The sequence below is a fragment of the Flavobacterium aurantiibacter genome (genome assembly GCF_002251775.1).
In the GTDB taxonomy this organism is placed as follows: Bacteria; Bacteroidota; Bacteroidia; order Flavobacteriales; family Flavobacteriaceae; genus Flavobacterium; species Flavobacterium aurantiibacter.
Map to the genome: position 1 here is coordinate 1 of NZ_NOXX01000184.1, position 18337 is coordinate 18337.

General features: G+C 41.9%; 17 protein-coding genes and 2 tRNA genes. 2 read left to right on the forward strand and 17 right to left on the reverse strand.

Annotated elements, in window-relative coordinates:
- Window positions 1–196 precede the first annotated feature (196 nt).
- From CHX27_RS06360 to CHX27_RS06440, 17 genes are all read right to left on the reverse strand, one after another.
- Window positions 197–270: transfer RNA gene (locus CHX27_RS06360), tRNA-Arg, on the reverse strand.
- Between the two features lie 35 nt (window positions 271–305).
- Window positions 306–410 (reverse strand): GatB/YqeY domain-containing protein, encoded by a 105-nt coding sequence (locus tag CHX27_RS06365; RefSeq protein ID WP_094485927.1) that lies wholly within the window; start codon window positions 408–410, stop codon window positions 306–308.
- Window positions 411–448: 38 nt separating this feature from the next.
- A tRNA-Arg gene (locus CHX27_RS06370) sits at window positions 449–522 on the reverse strand.
- 35 nt (window positions 523–557) lie between these two features.
- A complete protein-coding gene (locus tag CHX27_RS06375) occupies window positions 558–1010 on the reverse strand; it encodes a GatB/YqeY domain-containing protein (RefSeq protein WP_094485928.1) in 453 nt (150 codons plus the stop codon).
- A 115-nt stretch (window positions 1011–1125) separates the two neighbouring features.
- The gene (gene ftsZ, locus CHX27_RS06380; RefSeq protein ID WP_094485929.1) at window positions 1126–3111 is read right to left on the reverse strand and encodes a cell division protein FtsZ; all 1986 of its coding nucleotides are present in this window, start codon (window positions 3109–3111) and stop codon (window positions 1126–1128) included.
- A 28-nt stretch (window positions 3112–3139) separates the two neighbouring features.
- Window positions 3140–4522 carry a cell division protein FtsA gene (gene ftsA, locus CHX27_RS06385; RefSeq protein ID WP_094485930.1) on the reverse strand — a complete coding sequence of 461 codons (1383 nt, stop codon included), beginning with the start codon at window positions 4520–4522 and terminating at the stop codon, window positions 3140–3142.
- Window positions 4523–4528: 6 nt separating this feature from the next.
- Window positions 4529–5263 (reverse strand): cell division protein FtsQ/DivIB, encoded by a 735-nt coding sequence (locus CHX27_RS06390; RefSeq protein WP_094485931.1) that lies wholly within the window; start codon window positions 5261–5263, stop codon window positions 4529–4531.
- Window positions 5250–6593 (reverse strand): UDP-N-acetylmuramate--L-alanine ligase, encoded by a 1344-nt coding sequence (murC, locus tag CHX27_RS06395; protein WP_094485932.1) that lies wholly within the window; start codon window positions 6591–6593, stop codon window positions 5250–5252. Before murC ends, CHX27_RS06390 begins: the two co-directional genes overlap by 14 nt.
- A complete protein-coding gene (gene murG / locus CHX27_RS06400; protein ID WP_094485933.1) occupies window positions 6590–7687 on the reverse strand; it encodes an undecaprenyldiphospho-muramoylpentapeptide beta-N-acetylglucosaminyltransferase in 1098 nt (365 codons plus the stop codon). The genes murC and murG overlap by 4 nt, the downstream gene beginning before the upstream one ends.
- Entirely contained in the window at window positions 7684–8991 is a 1308-nt protein-coding gene (locus CHX27_RS06405) for an FtsW/RodA/SpoVE family cell cycle protein (RefSeq protein ID WP_094485934.1), read from the reverse strand. Before CHX27_RS06405 ends, murG begins: the two co-directional genes overlap by 4 nt.
- Before the next feature lie 4 nt (window positions 8992–8995).
- Window positions 8996–10330: a UDP-N-acetylmuramoyl-L-alanine--D-glutamate ligase gene (murD, locus tag CHX27_RS06410; RefSeq protein WP_094485935.1), complete on the reverse strand. Its 1335-nt coding sequence runs from the start codon at window positions 10328–10330 to the stop codon at window positions 8996–8998.
- Window positions 10330–11556, reverse strand: coding sequence for a phospho-N-acetylmuramoyl-pentapeptide-transferase (mraY, locus tag CHX27_RS06415; protein ID WP_094485936.1), 1227 nt, complete (start codon window positions 11554–11556; stop codon window positions 10330–10332). The genes murD and mraY overlap by 1 nt, the downstream gene beginning before the upstream one ends.
- Before the next feature lie 3 nt (window positions 11557–11559).
- Window positions 11560–13023, reverse strand: coding sequence for a UDP-N-acetylmuramoyl-L-alanyl-D-glutamate--2,6-diaminopimelate ligase (locus CHX27_RS06420; protein ID WP_094485937.1), 1464 nt, complete (start codon window positions 13021–13023; stop codon window positions 11560–11562).
- Entirely contained in the window at window positions 13020–15017 is a 1998-nt protein-coding gene (locus CHX27_RS06425; protein ID WP_094485938.1) for a penicillin-binding protein, read from the reverse strand. Before CHX27_RS06425 ends, CHX27_RS06420 begins: the two co-directional genes overlap by 4 nt.
- Window positions 15008–15355 (reverse strand): FtsL-like putative cell division protein, encoded by a 348-nt coding sequence (locus CHX27_RS06430; protein ID WP_094485939.1) that lies wholly within the window; start codon window positions 15353–15355, stop codon window positions 15008–15010. Before CHX27_RS06430 ends, CHX27_RS06425 begins: the two co-directional genes overlap by 10 nt.
- Window positions 15352–16263, reverse strand: coding sequence for a 16S rRNA (cytosine(1402)-N(4))-methyltransferase RsmH (gene rsmH, locus CHX27_RS06435; protein ID WP_094485960.1), 912 nt, complete (start codon window positions 16261–16263; stop codon window positions 15352–15354). The genes CHX27_RS06430 and rsmH overlap by 4 nt, the downstream gene beginning before the upstream one ends.
- Window positions 16250–16717 carry a division/cell wall cluster transcriptional repressor MraZ gene (locus CHX27_RS06440; protein ID WP_094485961.1) on the reverse strand — a complete coding sequence of 156 codons (468 nt, stop codon included), beginning with the start codon at window positions 16715–16717 and terminating at the stop codon, window positions 16250–16252. The genes rsmH and CHX27_RS06440 overlap by 14 nt, the downstream gene beginning before the upstream one ends.
- Before the next feature lie 233 nt (window positions 16718–16950).
- Between CHX27_RS06440 and CHX27_RS06445 the strand changes: the two genes are divergently transcribed.
- Both CHX27_RS06445 and yihA read left to right on the forward strand, forming a co-directional pair.
- Window positions 16951–17715 (forward strand): alpha/beta fold hydrolase, encoded by a 765-nt coding sequence (locus CHX27_RS06445; protein ID WP_094485940.1) that lies wholly within the window; start codon window positions 16951–16953, stop codon window positions 17713–17715.
- Complete coding sequence (gene yihA / locus CHX27_RS06450; protein ID WP_094485941.1) at window positions 17715–18335, forward strand: ribosome biogenesis GTP-binding protein YihA/YsxC; 621 nt, start codon at window positions 17715–17717, stop codon at window positions 18333–18335. Before CHX27_RS06445 ends, yihA begins: the two co-directional genes overlap by 1 nt.
- The last annotated feature ends 2 nt before the right edge of the window (window positions 18336–18337 follow it).

Here is an 18337-nt window from a genome sequence, read left to right on the forward strand (position 1 = left end):
CCGCGCTGAAAATCAAAAACACGCTAAAATCCGCCTGAGCAAAGCTCGACACGAATCGTAAAAACGTATCAACACGAATCAGGGATTGCGCTCGTGCCTCGCGACATCCCTGAGCGCTCCGCGCTGAAAATCAAAAACACGCTAAAATCCGCCTGAGCAAAGCCCGTCGGATTTTAGCGTGTTTTTGATTTATTCGTGACCTCGGAGGGATTCGAACCCCCAACCCTCAGAGCCGAAATCTGATATTCTATCCAGTTGAACTACGAGGCCGCCTTATGTAAGGAGTGCAAAACTATAAAAAAGAACTACGCACCCAAGTGTTTTTTAACAAGACTTGAAACTAATTTACCGTCGGCCTGACCCGATAAAGCTGCCGTAACTAATCCCATCGCTTTACCCATATTTGCCATACCTNCCGTCGGATTTTAGCGTGTTTTTGATTTATTCGTGACCTCGGAGGGATTCGAACCCCCAACCCTCAGAGCCGAAATCTGATATTCTATCCAGTTGAACTACGAGGCCGCCTTATGTAAGGAGTGCAAAACTATAAAAAAGAACTACGCACCCAAGTGTTTTTTAACAAGACTTGAAACTAATTTACCGTCGGCCTGACCCGATAAAGCTGCCGTAACTAATCCCATCGCTTTACCCATATTTGCCATACCTGTAAGTCCGTTTTCATCTAAAATGGCTTTCACGCGCGCATCCACATCTTCTTCAGTTAATTGCTGCGGCAAAAATCGCTCAATCACTTTTATTTGCTCTAATTCAGGCGCTGCCAAATCAGCACGTCCCTGCTCGGTGTAAATACTAGCACTGTCTTTACGTTGCTTAACCAAACGCTGCAACAATTTTATCTCTTCAGACGGATCCAAATCCTCTTTTGCACCCGATTCGGTTTGGGCCAATAACAAAGCCGATTTGATAGCACGTAAAGCCTCTAAAGCAACCGTATCTTTAGCTTTCATGGCTGTTTTTAACTCTTCTGTAATTTGTGCCGCTAAACTCATGATTTCTAAATTTGAAGTGCAAAGGTACGCAAACTAACGCGCGTTTTAAAACCTGAAAATCCATAAAAAAACCCGAAGTTTCCTCCGGGTTCGCTATTAATAATTATAAACGTACTTAATCTACATTGTCGTGTAAAAACGAATTGTTTGAACGCAGCTGTATATCGTTATTGCTATCAATTCCCAACGAAGTACGCGACGCGCTGTTCGTATTTGGTCCTTGCGTTAAGTCAATACCTGATCTTTTGTATGCCGGCTCACGCTCTAATTCGTCAATACGCGCACTATTGCTGTGAAACTTGTAATTAAACTCTTTCAATTTTCTACGACGTTCTTCCGCTTTCAGTCGATTCACTTCCTCCAAACTCATGTCGGTCGGATTGATATCAACAGGTGCTGAATGGCTCGTAACAGTTGGCGTTTGAATAGACGCTGCAGGAGTTTCTACTTGTTTTAAAGTAATGTTTAATTCTGCCGGAATTTGCTCTTCTACTTTAGCTTGTGGCTGACTCTGAAGCAGGCTATTCTCAAATTCCATATACTCTTCCAACGAATGTACAATCACTCCGTTTGAAGTAACATCTGTTACAGGGACTACTTCTAAAGCTTCTACCACTTTAATTTCTTTTGTTTCCTGAGGTAAATCAAAAAGTAAGGTAGGCGCTTCCGTTTTTTCTGGCTGCGTTAACGGTAAGTCAAACGACAAAGAGATCTGCTCTTTTTCAACGCTTGCAACAGGTTTTTCTGTTACAACTTGCGTGGGTGTAAAGAAGAAATCCTGCTCGGCTAATGGAGAAACAATTTCGAATGTTACATCGATATTTCGGATAAACTCTGTCGTAGCTATTAGTAAATCCGACTGTGGTGTTTCTACTACTGGAGCAGCTGGCGTTACAATCTCGGGTGTAAACTCCACTGCAGCAGTTACATCTTTAATCGGTTCTTCAACCAACTCGTCATCTAAATTAAAAACGACTTTCGATTCAGCAACAACAGGAGTTTCAATCACAGGCGTTGGCAAAACGTAACCTGGTGTTAATTGCTGTGTTAGTTTTTGCTCGTCTTCTAAAGTGTGAATAATCCGATTTGGAGCGGTATTCACGATTTCACTTTGTTGATCGGCATTAAAACCTGTAGCAATAATGGTTACAGAAATAGCTTCGCCTAATTTCTCATCGTCGCCCACACCCATAATGATGTTGGCATTTCCACCTGCTTCTGCTTGGATGTGCTCGTTAATTTCACCGATTTCATCCATGGTAATCTCGTCGGTACCCGAAACGATAAGCAACAAAACGTTTTTTGCACCCGTAATTTTATTGTCGTTTAGCAAAGGAGAATCCAAAGCGTTAATGATGGCTTCTTTCGCACGGTTTTCGCCACTAGTTGTAGCCGAACCCATGATCGCTGTTCCGCTATTCGACAAAACCGTTTTCGCATCTTTTAAGTCGATGTTTTGTGTATAGTGGTGCGTAATTACTTCTGCAATACCTCTTGAAGCGGTTGCTAAAACTTCATCTGCTTTGGAAAATCCGGCTTTAAAACCAAGATTTCCGTAAACTTCGCGCAGTTTATTGTTGTTGATTACGATAAGCGAATCTACCTGCTTGCGCAAACGTTCTACACCCGCAAGTGCTTGTTCGTGACGAACTTTACCTTCAAACTGAAACGGAATGGTTACAATTCCCACAGTAAGGATATCGCGTTCTTTAGACAATTTTGCAATTACTGGAGCAGCACCGGTTCCTGTACCGCCACCCATACCGGCAGTAATGAAAACCATTTTGGTGTTGCTGTCGAGCATTTTCTCGATTTCGTTAACGCTTTCTATAGCCGCTTGCTGTCCGATTTCCGGATTTGCTCCTGCGCCTAAACCTTCTGTTAATGTTACGCCTAACTGAATTTTGTTGGGCACCGGGCTATTTTGTAAAGCTTGCGAATCAGTGTTACACACAATAAAATCGACGCCTTTGATGCCCTGTCTAAACATGTGGTTGATGGCATTGCTTCCGCCGCCGCCTACGCCGATAACTTTAATTACGTTTGATTGATTTTTTGGTAAATCAAACGCGATACTTCCAAAATCTGAGTTGCTTTCCATATTATGGGTATTTTACTGATCTAAATTATTATTCTGCATTCTCAAGGAAATCCTTGATTTTCTCTACATATCTGTCGAAAAACGACTTTTTCATTTTGCCTTCTGTTGAATTGGCCGACTTCGGTTCCATCGGTGTTTCTTCAATAGCAACTGTCTCGGCTGGAGCAACTGCAACAGGTTCTGTCTCAACAACAGGCTCTGGCTTTGGCGTTGAAACAACTTCCGGGGCAAACTTCACAGCTGATTGTGTTTGGTTGCGAATGGAATTCATAACCAAACCTACAGCAGTAGCGTAAAGTGGCGAAGATATTTCCTCGTCTGAATCGCCTGCTAAATGCTCGTTCGGATAACCGATACGCGTATCCATACCCGTGATGTATTCCACCAATTGCTTGATGTGCTTGAGTTGCGCACCACCACCCGTTAAAACGATACCGGCGATGAGTTTCTTACGTGGACTCTCATGCCCGTAGGCTTTAATTTCTGCGAAAACTTGCTCGATAATTTCAACAACACGCGCATTGATGATCTTCGACAAGTTTTTCAACGATATTTCTTTAGGTTCGCGATTTCTCAATCCAGGAATCGAAACAATTTCGTTGTCTTTATTTTCTCCAGGCCAAGCCGAACCAAATTTTACTTTTAGTAATTCTGCCTGCTTTTCGATGATTGAACATCCTTCTTTTATATCATCGGTTATTACATTTCCTCCGAAAGGAATAACAGCTGTATGGCGAATGATTCCGTCTTTGAAAATAGCCAAATCGGTAGTTCCACCACCAATGTCGATTAACGCAACACCGGCTTCCTTCTCTTCCTGACTTAAAACTGCATCAGCCGAAGCTAAAGGCTCGAGAGTTAATCCAGACAACTGAATTCCGCTGCTTTGGATGCATCTGCCTACGTTTCGAATGCTTGCCGCCTGACCTACAACCACGTGAAAATTTGATTCCACACGACCACCCGACATACCGACTGGCTCTTTGATGTTGGCTTCACCATCGATTTTAAAATCTTGTGGCAGTACGTGAATAATTTCTTCGCCGGGCAACATTGCTAGTTTGTGAACCTGTGCAATTAATTGTTCGATGTCCTGATCGCCAATTACTTCTTCTGGATTCGGGCGACTAATGTAATCGCTGTGTTGTAAAGAACGAATGTGCTGACCCGCAATACCAACCACTACATCTTTGATTTTGTAGCCAGATACACTTTCAGCTTCGGCAACAGCTTGTTGAATAGATTGAATGGTTTGGGTAATGTTATTTACTACACCACGTGCAACGCCCAAACTTTTCGACTTCCCTACTCCGAGAATCTCAAGCTTTCCGTACATATTGCGCTTGCCAATCATGGCTACAATCTTGGTTGTACCGATATCTAAACCAACCGCTATTTTTTCGTTACTCATAACTATTTATTTTGTGCACACTACTTGTTTTGTAAATCTCAAATTAACGAGCTTGTATTTTTCTAAACTCTTGTCGGCTTCTGCTTTAAAATAGAAAGCTTTGTAATTGCAGAACTTTCTATGTATGTGCTTTGGCTCACCAAAGTCGATTTTAAAATCATAACTCCGGCTCAACATCAGTAAAGAACCATTTGGGGCAATTTTTACTCCGATGATGTCTTTCTTTAAAAAAGAATCATCGTTAATGTACTTCAAGACTTCACAAATGTCTTTTGTGTTTTCTTTGGTAATTGCTCCTGTAACAAGCGGAACACGCGCCGAAGTCAGTTCAGAAAGCGGCATTTTTGTCCCTGCATCGTCAATATAAAAAATCATACCATCGTTTACCCAACGTGCCACGGGTGCGCGTTGCTCAACTTTAGCTCGTAAAACGCCGTCGATTCCCAGCGAAACTTCTGATTTTTTGATCATTGGATTCGCGTTAAGCGTGTGCTCCAATTGATTCAAATCTAAATTTTCTTTTGTGTGGCTTCCTGCCTCTCTAATATTTTCTATTAACAATTTATTAACCGTCGTTTTGCTAATAAACTGATCTTTTGTCGGTTCGAAAAAAACCAAAGTCTTTGCAATTTGTCGGCTTTTATTGCGGTTTACCGAGAAAGCGTACAAAGCAATCAGTACCAAAAGCATGGCAAATAATCGGATGTTGTATAGCAGATTTCTCTTTTTACTCGCTTCCATGTAACATCTTTTTTATATCACTTACCAAAACACCGATATCGCCTGCACCAATCGTTAAAACAATCCGTGCTTTTGACTGGCGTATTGTTTCCAAAATCGCCGATTTTTCGATCAACACTGCCTGTTTGTTTTCCATCTGCGAAAGCAACCACGAGCTGGTTATTCCAGCAATAGGCAACTCTCTCGCAGGATAAATTTCCAATAACGCAACTTCATCAAACGCACTTAACGCCTTCGCGAAATCGGCTCCAAAATCTTGCGTCCGGCTGAACAAATGCGGTTGAAAAATGGCCAAAATACGATCGTTTGGATACAATTCGCGCAAAGCCTGATGCACGGCTGCAATTTCAGTTGGATGATGTGCGTAATCGTCGATGTAAACACGTTCGTCTGATTTATACACTTGTGAAAATCGGCGTTCAATTCCGCGGAAGCTCTTCAACGCTAGTTTGATATCGGCATTAGCAATTCCGTAGGCTTTTGCCATAGCCAAAGCGGTTAAAGCGTTGCTAAGGTTGTGGCGGCCGGGAAGTCCAAATTCTAAATCGCGAATTTCCTCTTCAAAATACCGAACATCAAAAACGTAGTTTCCATTTTCGATTCGAATATTTGTTGCGGACACATCGGCGCTTTCGGTGCTCGATATGGTATGTCCTGCAATGGGAATGCCTTTGGCAACAAATCGTTTATCAGCAGCTACTTTTTCAGCAAACTGATTAAATCCTTCGGCTATATTTTCCGCAGTTCCGTAAATATCCAGATGATCGGCATCTACAGAAGTTACACAAAGCAAATCAGGCGAGAGTTTTAAAAAAGAACGATCAAACTCATCGGCTTCCACAACAGTAACAGTCGTTCCCGTTCCAATTAAATTACTGCCGTATTGCTCAACAATTCCACCAACAAAAGCCGTAACATCAGTCTTTGCTGTGTATAAAATATGACCCAAAATAGCGGAAGTTGTGGTTTTACCGTGTGTTCCAGCTACAGCAAAACAAAAGGTGTCTTGCGTTATCAAGCCCAAAACTTCGGCGCGTTTCATGATCTGATACTTATGCGTCAGGAAGTAGTTCCATTGCGCATGATCTTTCGGAACAGCGGGCGTTAGCACGACTAAGGTTTCATCGGGATTAAAATCCTGAACGATCCTTACATCTTCTGAAAAGCAAATAGCAATTCCGAGTTCTTGTAAACCGGCTGTTATGGCCGAAGGCGTTTTGTCATAGCCCGAAACTTGTTTTCCCAAACGGTGAAAATATTTTGCTAAAGCCGACATGCCGATGCCGCCAATCCCGAGGAAATAGATGTATTTTATATGTTCTAACTTCATCTCTTTGGCAGGATTTCAAAAATTAAATCGACGATATCTTGGGTAGCTCGTGGCTTTGCCAACTGCTTAATATTTTCTGATAACTGCTTTTGCAAATCGTTGTCGCGGAACAAATTGGAGAATGTACTTTCGAATGCTGTTTCGAGTTCGCTTTCGCGGAGCATCAGTGCTGCATTTTTACCAACTAACGACTGTGCATTTTTAGTTTGATGATCTTCGGCAACATTCGGACTAGGAATAAAGATTACCGGTTTTCCTACCAAACAAAGCTCGGAAACAGACGAAGCTCCTGCACGAGAAATAATGATGTCGGCATTGTTGTAGGCTGTTTCCATAGACTCGATAAAAGCCGAAACTATGATTCCGTCGGAGTTATATTTAGTGTATGTACTCTCATAATTTTTACCACATTGCCAGTATACGTTAATTCCGAGACTTTTGAAGAGTGGTAGTTGTTTTTCTACCAGTTTATTCACGGCATAGGCACCTAAACTTCCGCCTAAAACCAGTAAGGTAGGTTGGTTGTTATCAAAGATCTTCGGACTTGTGTTTTCGGAAGCTGCAGCGAGCGACTGCCGTATTGGATTTCCGGTAAGCCGAATCTTATCTTTCGGAAAGAATCGTTCTAGCTTGTCGTAGGCTACACAAATGACGGCTGCGTATTTCGCCAACCACTTATTGGTAATTCCTGGATATGAATTCTGTTCTTGTAAAACTGTTGGAATTCCGGCAAAAGCTGCTGCTCGCAATAACGGTCCGCTGGCAAAGCCTCCGGTTCCAATACAAACATCTGGTTTGAATGACTTAACAATACGATAGCTGTCAATCAACGATTTCAATAATTTTATGGGAAACAATAGGTTGTCGACCGTTAGTTTGCGTTGAATTCCGGCAATCCACAAGCCCTTTATCGGATATCCGGCTTGCGGGACTTTTTGCATTTCCATTTTATCTCGTGCGCCCACAAAAAGGATATCGGCATCCGGATTTCTGCGACGAATCTCATCGGCAATAGCAATTGCTGGGAAAATATGGCCGCCCGTTCCGCCGCCACTAACAATTACTTTAAGTTTATGGTTTTGTCCTTTTGTCATGATTGAACGGCTTTAGTTTCTGATACCACTCCGTTTAGCGCTTCAGCTTCAGCAAGCTGGCGTTCTTCCTCAAGTTGTTTGTCGATTAGTTTTTGTAATGCTGCTTCACGAGCATCGCGTTCGGCTTGTTCTTCTGCAAATTCCTCTTCTTTTTTCGTTGCACTGAGTATCACGCCGATGGCAAAAAAGGTCATCCAAATCGAACTACCTCCGCTGGAAACCAAGGGTAAGGTTTGTCCAGTTACCGGCAATAATTGTACAGCAACTCCCATATTGATGAGCGCTTGGAATATGACGGGAAATCCGAGACCAATAATAAGTAACTTCCCGTAAGTTGATTTTGCTTTATGTGCCGTAATGATGAATCGTAAAAACAGCAACATGTACAGAGACAACACGGCGAGTCCGCCCAGCAAACCGTATTCTTCTACAATAATCGCAAAGATAAAATCGGATGATGACTGCGGAAGGAAGTTCTTTTGTACACTTTTCCCTGGTCCGAGACCGTATAAACCTCCTGTTGCAATGGCCGTTTTGGCTTTTTCTATTTGATAATCGTCGTTTTGCGCATCGGTTTTTTCGTCTTCATTTACAAACGATTCGAAACGCTTTTCCCAGGTTGCCACACGGTGAAACAATCCGGTTTTAACTTCAGGCTGTGTTTTATTGACAAACTTCCCGACGGCGATAAATAGCGCAAAAGCCGTTACTCCAATTCCAACAACACCAAACAAATACTTCAGCGGGTAATTCGCGGTAAATGCCAACATGAGCACCATCGCAAAGATTAAAGCCGCCGTGGAAAAGTTGTTCGGTAGAATCAGCATAAGCGTGACGCCAACGGGTAACCATAAATTAATGAGTGTGCTTTTGAAAGTGAGCGGTTCTTCTCGCTTTCGCGAAAGGTAAAAAGCCACAAACATCATTAACATTACAAATGCAGCGGTTGATGGCTGAAAGGTTATGGAAGTTCCGGGTATGCGAAGCCAACGTGTAGCTGAACCTTGTTCGACACCAATAAAATAGGTTGCCGCAATTAGTAACCAACTGAAGGGAAGCAGCAAAATTGCGATTGCTTTAAAGCGATTCACCTGAATTTTCTGCACTTGATACAGTATCCAAAATCCGAACCCAATATGTACCGCGTGTTTTACAAGGTATCCGAGCGTGTTGCCGGTACCGTGGTTCATGTAGGCCAGATTACTACTGGCACTAAATACAGGCATAAACGAAAATAGGGCAAGTAAGGCCACGAACGACCAAATGCCTTTATCTCCTTTTAAACGCTGTATAAACTTAAACATAGTATTATAGGTTTTGAACCGCTAGTTTAAACTGACGTCCACGATCTTCATAGTTTTCAAACAAGTCGAAACTCGCGCAAGCAGGCGAAAGCAAAACGGTATCGCCTTTCTCTGCTATTCTTTGAGCTGTTCTAACGGCATCTTGCATGGAACCAACTTCTACCATAACATCCACAACATTACCAAATGCATCGATAATTTTGCGATTATCAACACCTAAACAAATAATAGCTTTTACCTTTTCGCGTACCAGTGCCATTAGTTCCGTATAATCGTTTCCTTTATCTACACCACCTACAATCCATACGGTTGGCGTTGTCATGCTGTCTAAAGCAAAGAAGGTTGCATTGACGTTAGTGGCTTTACTATCGTTGATGTATTGAACATTTTGAATTTTAAGTACTTTCTCCAATCGATGTTCCACACCTTGAAAATTCGACAAACTCTCACGAATCGTTTCCTTTCTAATCTTCATAAGCATAGCCACAGAAGTAGCTGCCATGGCATTCTTAACATTGTGTTTGCCTTCAAGGGCTAGGTGCGCGGTGTCTATAGAAAAATTGTCGTCGTTGAGTTTAAGTTTCATAGTATTCTCGTTTAATGTACCTCCAACAGGCAGTGGTTTGGTTATAGAAAAAGGTATTTTAGTTGCTTTAGTGTCGATTTTTGAGAGAAACTGCACCAGCGTTTCATCGTCGGCATCGTAAATCAGATAGTCGTTTTCGCTTTGATTCATTGTTATTCTAAACTTGGAAGCGATGTACGATTCGTACTGATAATTGTACCGATCTAAATGATCTGGCGACAAATTGGTAATGATTGCGATGTGTGGTTTGAACGTGTAGCTGTCATCCAACTGAAAACTACTCACTTCCAACACGTAACAGTCGAAATCTTGCTCGGCTACTTGCCAAGCGAAACTCTTACCGATGTTTCCGCCCAAGCCCACGTGTAAACCTCCGTTTTTCAACAAATGATAAGTTAAAAGTGTGGTTGTAGTTTTGCCGTTTGAACCCGTTATGGCAATTATAGTCGCGTTTGTGTACGGAATGGCAAACTCTATTTCGGAAACCACCGGTATTTTGCTTTCGCGGATTTTCTGAACAATTGACGCTTTATCGGGAATACCCGGACTTTTCATAACCACATGCGCACTAAGGATTTCAGCTTCCGTATGTTGTTGCTGTTCCCAACGAATCCCGTTAAGGTTCAAGATTTCTTGGTAATGCGGTTTCACGGCGCCGCCATCGGAAAGAAAAACATCAAAACCTTGTTTCTTTCCTAAAATAGCAGTTCCGACACCGCTTTCGCCTCCGCCAAGAATAACTAACTTTTTCATTATCTGAGTTTCAGCGTAACAATGGATAAAATCGCTAGTAAAATCCCAACAATCCAAAAACGGGTTACAATTTTACTTTCGTGATAGCCTTTTTTCTGGTAATGATGATGGAGTGGCGACATCAAGAAAATACGTCGGCCTTCGCCAAATTTCTTCTTGGTGTATTTGAAATAACTCACTTGAAGAACCACTGAGAAGTTCTCGACTAAGAAAATTCCGCACAAAAGCGGAATCAAAAGTTCCTTGCGTACGGAAATGGCTAATACTGCGATGATTCCACCAATGGTTAAACTTCCGGTATCGCCCATGAAAACCGAGGCGGGATAGGAATTATACCAAAGAAAACCTACCAATGCCCCAACGAAAGAAGCTATGTAAACTGTCATTTCTCCCGAATTGGGAATGTACATGATGTTCAGATAACTCGAAAAAATGATGTTTCCCGAAACAAACGTAAATATGCCTAAGGCAATCACCGAAATGGCACTGGTTCCTGCTGCTAAGCCATCGATTCCGTCGGTTAAATTAGCGCCGTTTGACACTGCGGTAATGATGAAAATAACAACCGGAATAAAAATTAACCAGGCGTAATTCTCGTAGCCATCGCCTAGGAACGACAAGACTTCGGCATAATCTAATTCGTTATTTTTAAAGAAGGGAATCGTTGTGGCAGTCGATTTTTCTTCTACAGGTTTGGGTAAAATCTGTGCCGATTCCGAAGCAAAATTGTATTTAACTTGCTGATTTTTTCGAACGGTAACACCCGGATGTAAATACAAAACAGTACCTACAATCAAACCTAAGCCTACTTGACCTATAACTTTAAAAATGCCTTTTAAACCTTGCTTATCTTTCTTGAAGATTTTAATATAATCGTCTATAAACCCGATAGTTCCCATCCATAAGGTTGTAACTATTAGTAATATAACATAAATGTTGTCGAGTTTTGCCAGCAGAAAAACCGGAATCAAGGTTGCTATGATGATAATTAATCCGCCCATAGTTGGTGTACCGGCTTTCTCATTTTGTCCGGCTAAACCGAGTTCGCGCACGGTTTCACCAACTTGCTGATGTTTAAGGAAATTGATAATTCGCTTTCCAAAAATGGTTGATATGGCCAACGACAACAAAACCGCCAAGGCTGAACGAAACGTTATGTATTGAAAAACTCCTGCTCCTGGAACATTGAAGTTATTGTTTAGGTAATCGAATAAGTAGTACAGCATAACTTATTTGTTTAGTTGGTTGGTTAATGTTTTAGCGATTTCCAAATCATCGAAATCGTATTTTACGCCGTTAATTTCTTGGTAGGTTTCGTGTCCTTTTCCTGCGATGAGTATAATATCGCCCGGATTTGATTGCGCGACAGCCGTCTTAATGGCACTTTTGCGATCGGAAATAGTTACGTACTTTTTGAAATTCTGTGGTTCCACACCCGCTTCGATCTCGGCTAAAATCAAATCCGGATTTTCAGTGCGTGGATTATCAGAAGTAAAAATGGTCTGATTACTCAATTTTGTAGCGATATTTCCCATAACTGGACGCTTGGTAGCATCGCGATCGCCACCACAACCTACTACCGTAATCAAATTCTCGTTGCCTGTTCGAATCCCATTAATTGTATTCAATACATTTTCTAGGGCATCGGGTGTGTGTGCGTAATCTACAATTACAGTGATTTTCTGTTCGGTAATGAAATACTGAAACCTACCGGAAACGCTTTCCAATTCAGAAAGATATCGGAGTGCATCATCGTCGGGCATGCCAAGCAGCACAGCAGTTCCGTAAATGGCAAGAATGTTATAGGCGTTAAACGACCCGATTAGTTTCACCCAAACCTCTTTGCTATTTACTTTTAAGAGTAGTCCGCCAATCTGATTTTCAAGAATTTGTGCTCGGAAATCGGCGAAGGTTTTTAGTGCATACGTACGCTGAGCGGCAACGGTGTTTTGAAACATGATGTTTCCGTTCTTATCATCAATATTCACTAAGGCAAAAGCATCGCGGTCTAATTCATCAAAGAATTTCTTTTTTACATCGCGGTATTCGCTGAAAGTTTTGTGATAATCGAGGTGATCGTGCGACAAATTGGTAAAAATAGCTCCTGCAAATCGCAAACCTTTGGTTCGATTTTGGTGGATCCCGTGCGAACTCACTTCCATAAAACAGTAGTCGACGCCCGCATCTACCATCTGACGTAGATAATTATTTATCGAAATAGAATCTGGAGTTGTATGCGTAGCTGGAAATTCTTGCGAATCGACCACAATTTTAACCGTAGATAACAAACCTGTTTTATAACCTGCACGCTGAAACAACTGATGCAAGAGCGTAGCAACGGTAGTTTTGCCATTGGTTCCGGTAACACCAACTAATTTGAGTTGTTGCGACGGATTATCGTAAAAATTTGCCGCTACCTGCGCCATGGCTTCAGTTGTACTTCCTACCACAGCATAACAAACGTTGGGCTGTATATTTTCGGGAGCTCGTTCACACACAATTGCGCGGCAACCGTTGGCAATTACTTGGTCGATAAAGTTGTGCCCATCGGTTTTCGTTCCAGAAACGGCAAAGAAAAGCGAGTCGGCTTGTGCTTGTCGCGAATCGAAAGTAAGCGATTGAACCGGAACACTTGTTGTTCCGATAACCGACTCCAATCTAACTTTATATAAGAGGTCTTTCAATACTTTCACGACAATTCCAATATTATAGTTTCGTTCTTCTTTAGAGGTTCGCCTGGTGGAATCGATTGTTTTTTCACTTTTCCGATTCCGCGAACGCGAACTTTCAATTTTAAATTTTCTAAAAGTGCCGCTGCATCCATACCGGGCATACCTTTTACGTTAGGAATGCGCTTGAGATCGTCGGCACTTTTTGCGATATACGTTTCGTAGGCTTGCTCGACTTTTTTAGATTTTCCTTGCAATCCTTTGATTTTGTTCATCGTTGGCGAATCGGTGAAAATCTTTTGGGCAATTCGTTTAAAAACTGGGCCAGCAACGTCGGCACCGTAATAGCCTTTCGCCACATTAGGCTTGTGTACGACAACAATGCAGGAGTATTTTGGATTATCGGCTGGGAAGTAACCCACAAACGAAGAGGTGTAATACAGGTTTCCTTCTCCTTTGTTGTAATCTACTTGAGCGGTTCCCGTTTTTCCTGCCATGGAAAAATCTTTCGAATACAAGCTGCTTGCCGTTCCGCGTTTTACTACGTTTTCTAGCACTGCATGTAATTTGTCGATGGTTTTATCAGAGCAAATTTTCGGATGAATAATTTCTTTATCGAATTTTTTAATCACGCGGTTCCACTCACGAATTTCTTTCACAAATTGTGGTTTAACCATTTCGCCATTGTTGGCCACGGCGTTGTACAGCGTTAGTGTTTGAAGCGGCGTTACAGCAACTCCATAACCAAATGCCATCCACGGAAGTGAAATTGCCGACCATTTCGGATCGTCGGGCGTGCGAATTACCGGTCTGCCTTCTCCCGCAAAGGGTAAACCCAATGGTTTATGTAATTTATAATCGTAAATACGGTCAACAAACTGCTTTGGGTCGGATTTATATGCCTTGTAAACGGCTTGAACCAAAACGGTATTTGAGGACACCTCGAAACCACGTGCTAGCGAAATTTTACCATAACCGCCTTTTTTCGAATCTTTTACCAATTTTCCACGATACGAAATCACACCTCCGTTACTGTCGTATACCGAACTCGTATCGGCTTTTTCATCTTCAAGTAAGGCAATCAAATCCAGTAATTTAAAGGTCGATCCCGGTTCGTGCGACTCGCCAACGGCATAATTTAATTTCTCGTAATAATTTCCTTGCGAATCGCGTCCTAAATTTGAAATCGCTTTTACATCGCCGGTTTTAGTTTCCATAACGACCACACAACCGTGATCGGCACTATAATGTTCGAGCTGTTTTAAAAGGGCGTGATGTGCAATATCTTGAATGTAAACGTCGATTGTGGAGATAACGTCGTAGCCATCTTGTGGTTCAATTTCGTTGTTATCGCGAATGGGTTTCCATTGTCCTTTTGCGATTTTTTGTTTGAGAACCTTACCGTCTTTCCCGTTTAAATAACGTGAAAACGCCCCTTCAATGCCGGCATTTCTCGCCTGACCGTCGCCGTCGACACGCTCGTAACCAATGGTTCGTTCGGCTATTTTACCGATGGGATGTTCGCGAACAGTCTTTTGATCAACGATCATTCCGCCTTTATAAGTTCCTTTATTGAAGAGCGGAAAACTTTTCACTTCCATATAATCGGTATACGAAAGTCCTTTTTCAACAAGCAAATAGCGATTTTCCGTACGCCGTGCTTTCAGAAACTTTGCCAGATATTCGGATTTTGGCTTTCGGAACTTTTTGGAAAGCGCCGCAGCCAATGGTCCGATCTCCTTGTCGAAATCGGCTTTGGAAGGCGCCATCGCATCGAATCGAATGGTATAATTCGGAACCGAAGTAGCGAGCAAACTACCGTCGGAAGAATAAACGTTTCCTTTATTTGCAGGAATAACAAAAGTTTTTACACTTTTCTCTTTAGCGATTTTTCGGTAGTAGTTTCCTTCAACCCACTGAATGTTGGTGAGTTTAATAACAATACAAATCGCGGCGATCAGCATTCCTGCGATCACAGCGTACAATCTGTAATTATTATTTTTAGGTTCTACTCCCATAGTTTTTCAAACCACTTTTTTTCGGTTGGTTTTAAGACTTTTATTTTTACTGGCGGAACCGATGAAGGAAAGATGGCGCGTTGTTCCATCTTTTGTGATACAGTCGATTCCATTTTGAGTTTCATCAATTGCGATTTCCGATCTACAAACTCCGAACGCAGTTCTTTCACTTCGGAACTCAATTCGGCGATTCGGATGATTTTTTGTTCGTAACGATTGGTATTCCAAATCATAATCATAGCCAAAACAATCAGGTAGGTAATAAATACCCAATTTCGAGTCGCGTGTTCATTGACTAGAAAGCGCGCCTTGATGATATTGTAAACACTCCCTTTCATTTTTTTGCGATTTGAACTTTTTCTGCAATTCGAAGTTTGGCGCTGCGCGAACGACTATTGGCTTCTAATTCGGCTTGATCGGGAACAATTAGCTTTCCGATTGCTTTTAGCGGCACTTGAAAGTTTCCAAAGAAATCGCGTTCGGGTTCGCCTTCAAACTGACCGTTTTTGATGAGTCGTTTTACCAGACGATCTTCCAAGGAATGATACGATATCACCGATAAGCGTCCGCCAGGCTTCAACACATCAACGGCTTGTTCGAGCATTTCTCGAAGCACATCGATTTCTTCATTCACCTCAATTCGAATGGCTTGATATACTTGAGCTAAGATTTTATGGCTTTTATGTGCTGGATAAAACGGGCGTAGCACTTCTTTTAAGCGCTCGGTAGTGGCAATCGGATTTGGGTTTCGGTGGTGTACGATGGTTCGTGCCATGACCGGAGCCGATTTTAACTCGCCGTATTCCAACAAAATATGTTTTAGTGCTTTCTCTTCGTACTCGTTGATTACGGTATACGCCGATTTTGAGTTGCTTTTGCTCATACGCATATCGAGCGGGGCGTCGAAACGAGTTGAGAATCCGCGTTCGGCTACGTCGAACTGATGAGACGAAACACCCAAATCGGCTAAAATTCCATCGACTTCAGTAATTCCATGAAATCTTAAAAATCGTTTTAAATGTCTGAAGTTGTGTGGCACTAGCATAAAACGTTCGTCGTCGATTCGGTTTTCCCAAGCGTCTTCATCTTGGTCGAATGCGAACAATTTTCCGTTCGGCCCGAGGTGTTTTAATATTTCGCGCGAATGTCCGCCGCCACCGAAAGTTACGTCCACGTAAACGCCGTCGGGTTTAATAGCAAGCCCGGCAACTGTTTGTTCGAGTAAAACGGCATTATGATAATCCATCACTTCCATCGTTCAAATTCCCCATCACATCTTCGGCTAGATCCGCAAAATCCACAGCGGTATCTGCAATTACTTTTTCGTACGTGTCTTTGTCCCAAATCTCAATAATCTTGATTGCACTCGATAAGACTATGTCTTTTTTGACTTGAGCAATACCTTGTAAATCTTTGGGAATCAACAAACGTCCGTTTACATCGATATCGGTTAAGCGTACGCCAGCCGAAAAGCGACGAATAAAATCGTCGTGCTTTTTCACAAAACGGTTGAGTTTATTGACTTTTGACATCATGGCATTCCACTCAGCCATCGGATACAGCTCCAGACAGGGTTGAAATACTGATCGTTTCAATACAAAACCATCGTTGATGGCCAATTGCTTCTTTAAAGCCAAAGGAATGAGCAGCCGACCTTTGTCGTCTATCTTACATTCGTATGTACCTATAATGGGTGTCAACACTTTAGCCTTAAAAAACAGTTCAAGCAAAAGTAAATAATAAATTCCCACTCACTCCCAAAATTTCCCACATTGTTAATAAGTTGTGTCATTTTAACAATCTCGTTTCTTAAAAAAACGAGCATTTATTGAGGTTTACGGGGAAATACTGTGGTGGGAATAAATGAAAATTGATGTTCCTGTAAATCGCTTATATTTGCCAGAATTAAAAGCCTACCAATAACCGACTGTTCATGCAAGAAGCGATTAAGAAAGAAGGGAAGTTTAAATATTTCGAAGCCGGATCGGGCCGTCCGATTATTATTTTACACGGGTTAATGGGCGGATTGAGCAATTTTGATGGTGTTGCCGAGTTTTTTCCGCAACAGGGTTACCATGTTTTAATTCCGGAATTGCCTTTGTACACGCAGAATATTTTGAAAACGAATGTGCGTGCTTTTGCAAAGTTTGTGAAAGATTTTATTACGTATAAAGGTTTGGATCGTGTGATTTTGCTTGGAAATTCCCTTGGCGGACACATTGCCTTGTATCATGCAAAATTGTATCCTGAAAAAATGGCTGGCTTGGTAATAACCGGAAGTTCAGGCTTGTATGAAAACGCTATGGGCGACAGTTATCCGCGTCGAGGCGACAGAGATTATATCCAGAAAAAAGCGGAAGACGTTTTTTACGATCCAAAAATTGCTACTCCTGAAATTGTTGACGAAGTGTATAATGTTGCGAACGATCGGATAAAACTGATTAAAACACTTACCATCGCGAAAAGCGCCATTCGTCATAATATGGCAAAAGATTTACCAAAGATGCATTTACCCACCTGCATTATTTGGGGCAAGAACGATAAGGTGACTCCACCTGAAGTGGCAGAAGAATTCAATAAACTACTTCCAAACTCTGAGTTGTTTTGGATTGACAAATGCGGACACGCCGCAATGATGGAACATCCAGACGAATTTAATAAACTGATGTACAATTGGTTGAAGTCGCATAACTTCTAATGAAAATTACGAGCGCAAAATTTGTCATCAGTAATTCGGAGGCTGCTAAATGTCCGCCGGAACGCATTCCCGAATATGCCTTCATCGGACGTTCGAACGTTGGAAAATCGTCGTTGATTAACATGCTTACGGGCAATAAATCCTTGGCAAAAACTTCGGCTAAACCGGGAAAAACGCAGCTTATCAATCACTTTAAAATCAATGAAAATTGGTTTTTGGTAGATTTACCGGGCTATGGTTATGCGAAAGTTTCGAAGAAGGTAAAGGCAACGTTTCAGAAATTCATAACCGATTATTTCGAAACGCGCGAACAATTGGTTTGTGCTTTTGTATTGATAGACATTCGCTTAGAACCACAAAAAATCGACTTAGAATTTTTTACGTATTTGGGCGAATCGCAAATTCCGTTCATCATGATTTTTACGAAAGCGGATAAAATTGGAGTGACCAAGGTTGATCAAGCCGTAAAAAACTACCAAAAGGCAATGCTTGCTGAAAATTGGGCAGAGCTTCCTCCCTACTTTGTAACCTCATCGGAAACCGGACGCGGCAGGGAAGAAATTCTGGCGTACATAGATGAGTTAAATCAAGATCTTTTTAAAGAAGACCCTCTTTGGTAAAA

Coding starts and splice junctions, on each gene's coding strand:
- ftsA (WP_094485930.1), bottom strand. CDS start 4,522: ATGAGTAACGAAAAAATAGCGGTTGGTTTAGATATCGGTACAACCAAG.
- murC (WP_094485932.1), bottom strand. CDS start 6,593: ATGAAGTTAGAACATATAAAATACATCTATTTCCTCGGGATTGGCGGC.
- CHX27_RS06405 (WP_094485934.1), bottom strand. CDS start 8,991: ATGTTTAAGTTTATACAGCGTTTAAAAGGAGATAAAGGCATTTGGTCG.
- yihA (WP_094485941.1), top strand. CDS start 17,715: ATGAAAATTACGAGCGCAAAATTTGTCATCAGTAATTCGGAGGCTGCT.
- CHX27_RS06375 (WP_094485928.1), bottom strand. CDS start 1,010: ATGAGTTTAGCGGCACAAATTACAGAAGAGTTAAAAACAGCCATGAAA.
- murD (WP_094485935.1), bottom strand. CDS start 10,330: ATGAAAAAGTTAGTTATTCTTGGCGGAGGCGAAAGCGGTGTCGGAACT.
- rsmH (WP_094485960.1), bottom strand. CDS start 16,263: ATGGATTATCATAATGCCGTTTTACTCGAACAAACAGTTGCCGGGCTT.
- CHX27_RS06390 (WP_094485931.1), bottom strand. CDS start 5,263: ATGGAAGCGAGTAAAAAGAGAAATCTGCTATACAACATCCGATTATTT.
- murG (WP_094485933.1), bottom strand. CDS start 7,687: ATGACAAAAGGACAAAACCATAAACTTAAAGTAATTGTTAGTGGCGGC.
- CHX27_RS06445 (WP_094485940.1), top strand. CDS start 16,951: ATGCAAGAAGCGATTAAGAAAGAAGGGAAGTTTAAATATTTCGAAGCC.
- mraY (WP_094485936.1), bottom strand. CDS start 11,556: ATGCTGTACTACTTATTCGATTACCTAAACAATAACTTCAATGTTCCA.
- ftsZ (WP_094485929.1), bottom strand. CDS start 3,111: ATGGAAAGCAACTCAGATTTTGGAAGTATCGCGTTTGATTTACCAAAA.
- CHX27_RS06430 (WP_094485939.1), bottom strand. CDS start 15,355: ATGAAAGGGAGTGTTTACAATATCATCAAGGCGCGCTTTCTAGTCAAT.
- CHX27_RS06365 (WP_094485927.1), bottom strand. CDS start 410: ATGGCAAATATGGGTAAAGCGATGGGATTAGTTACGGCAGCTTTATCG.
- CHX27_RS06425 (WP_094485938.1), bottom strand. CDS start 15,017: ATGGGAGTAGAACCTAAAAATAATAATTACAGATTGTACGCTGTGATC.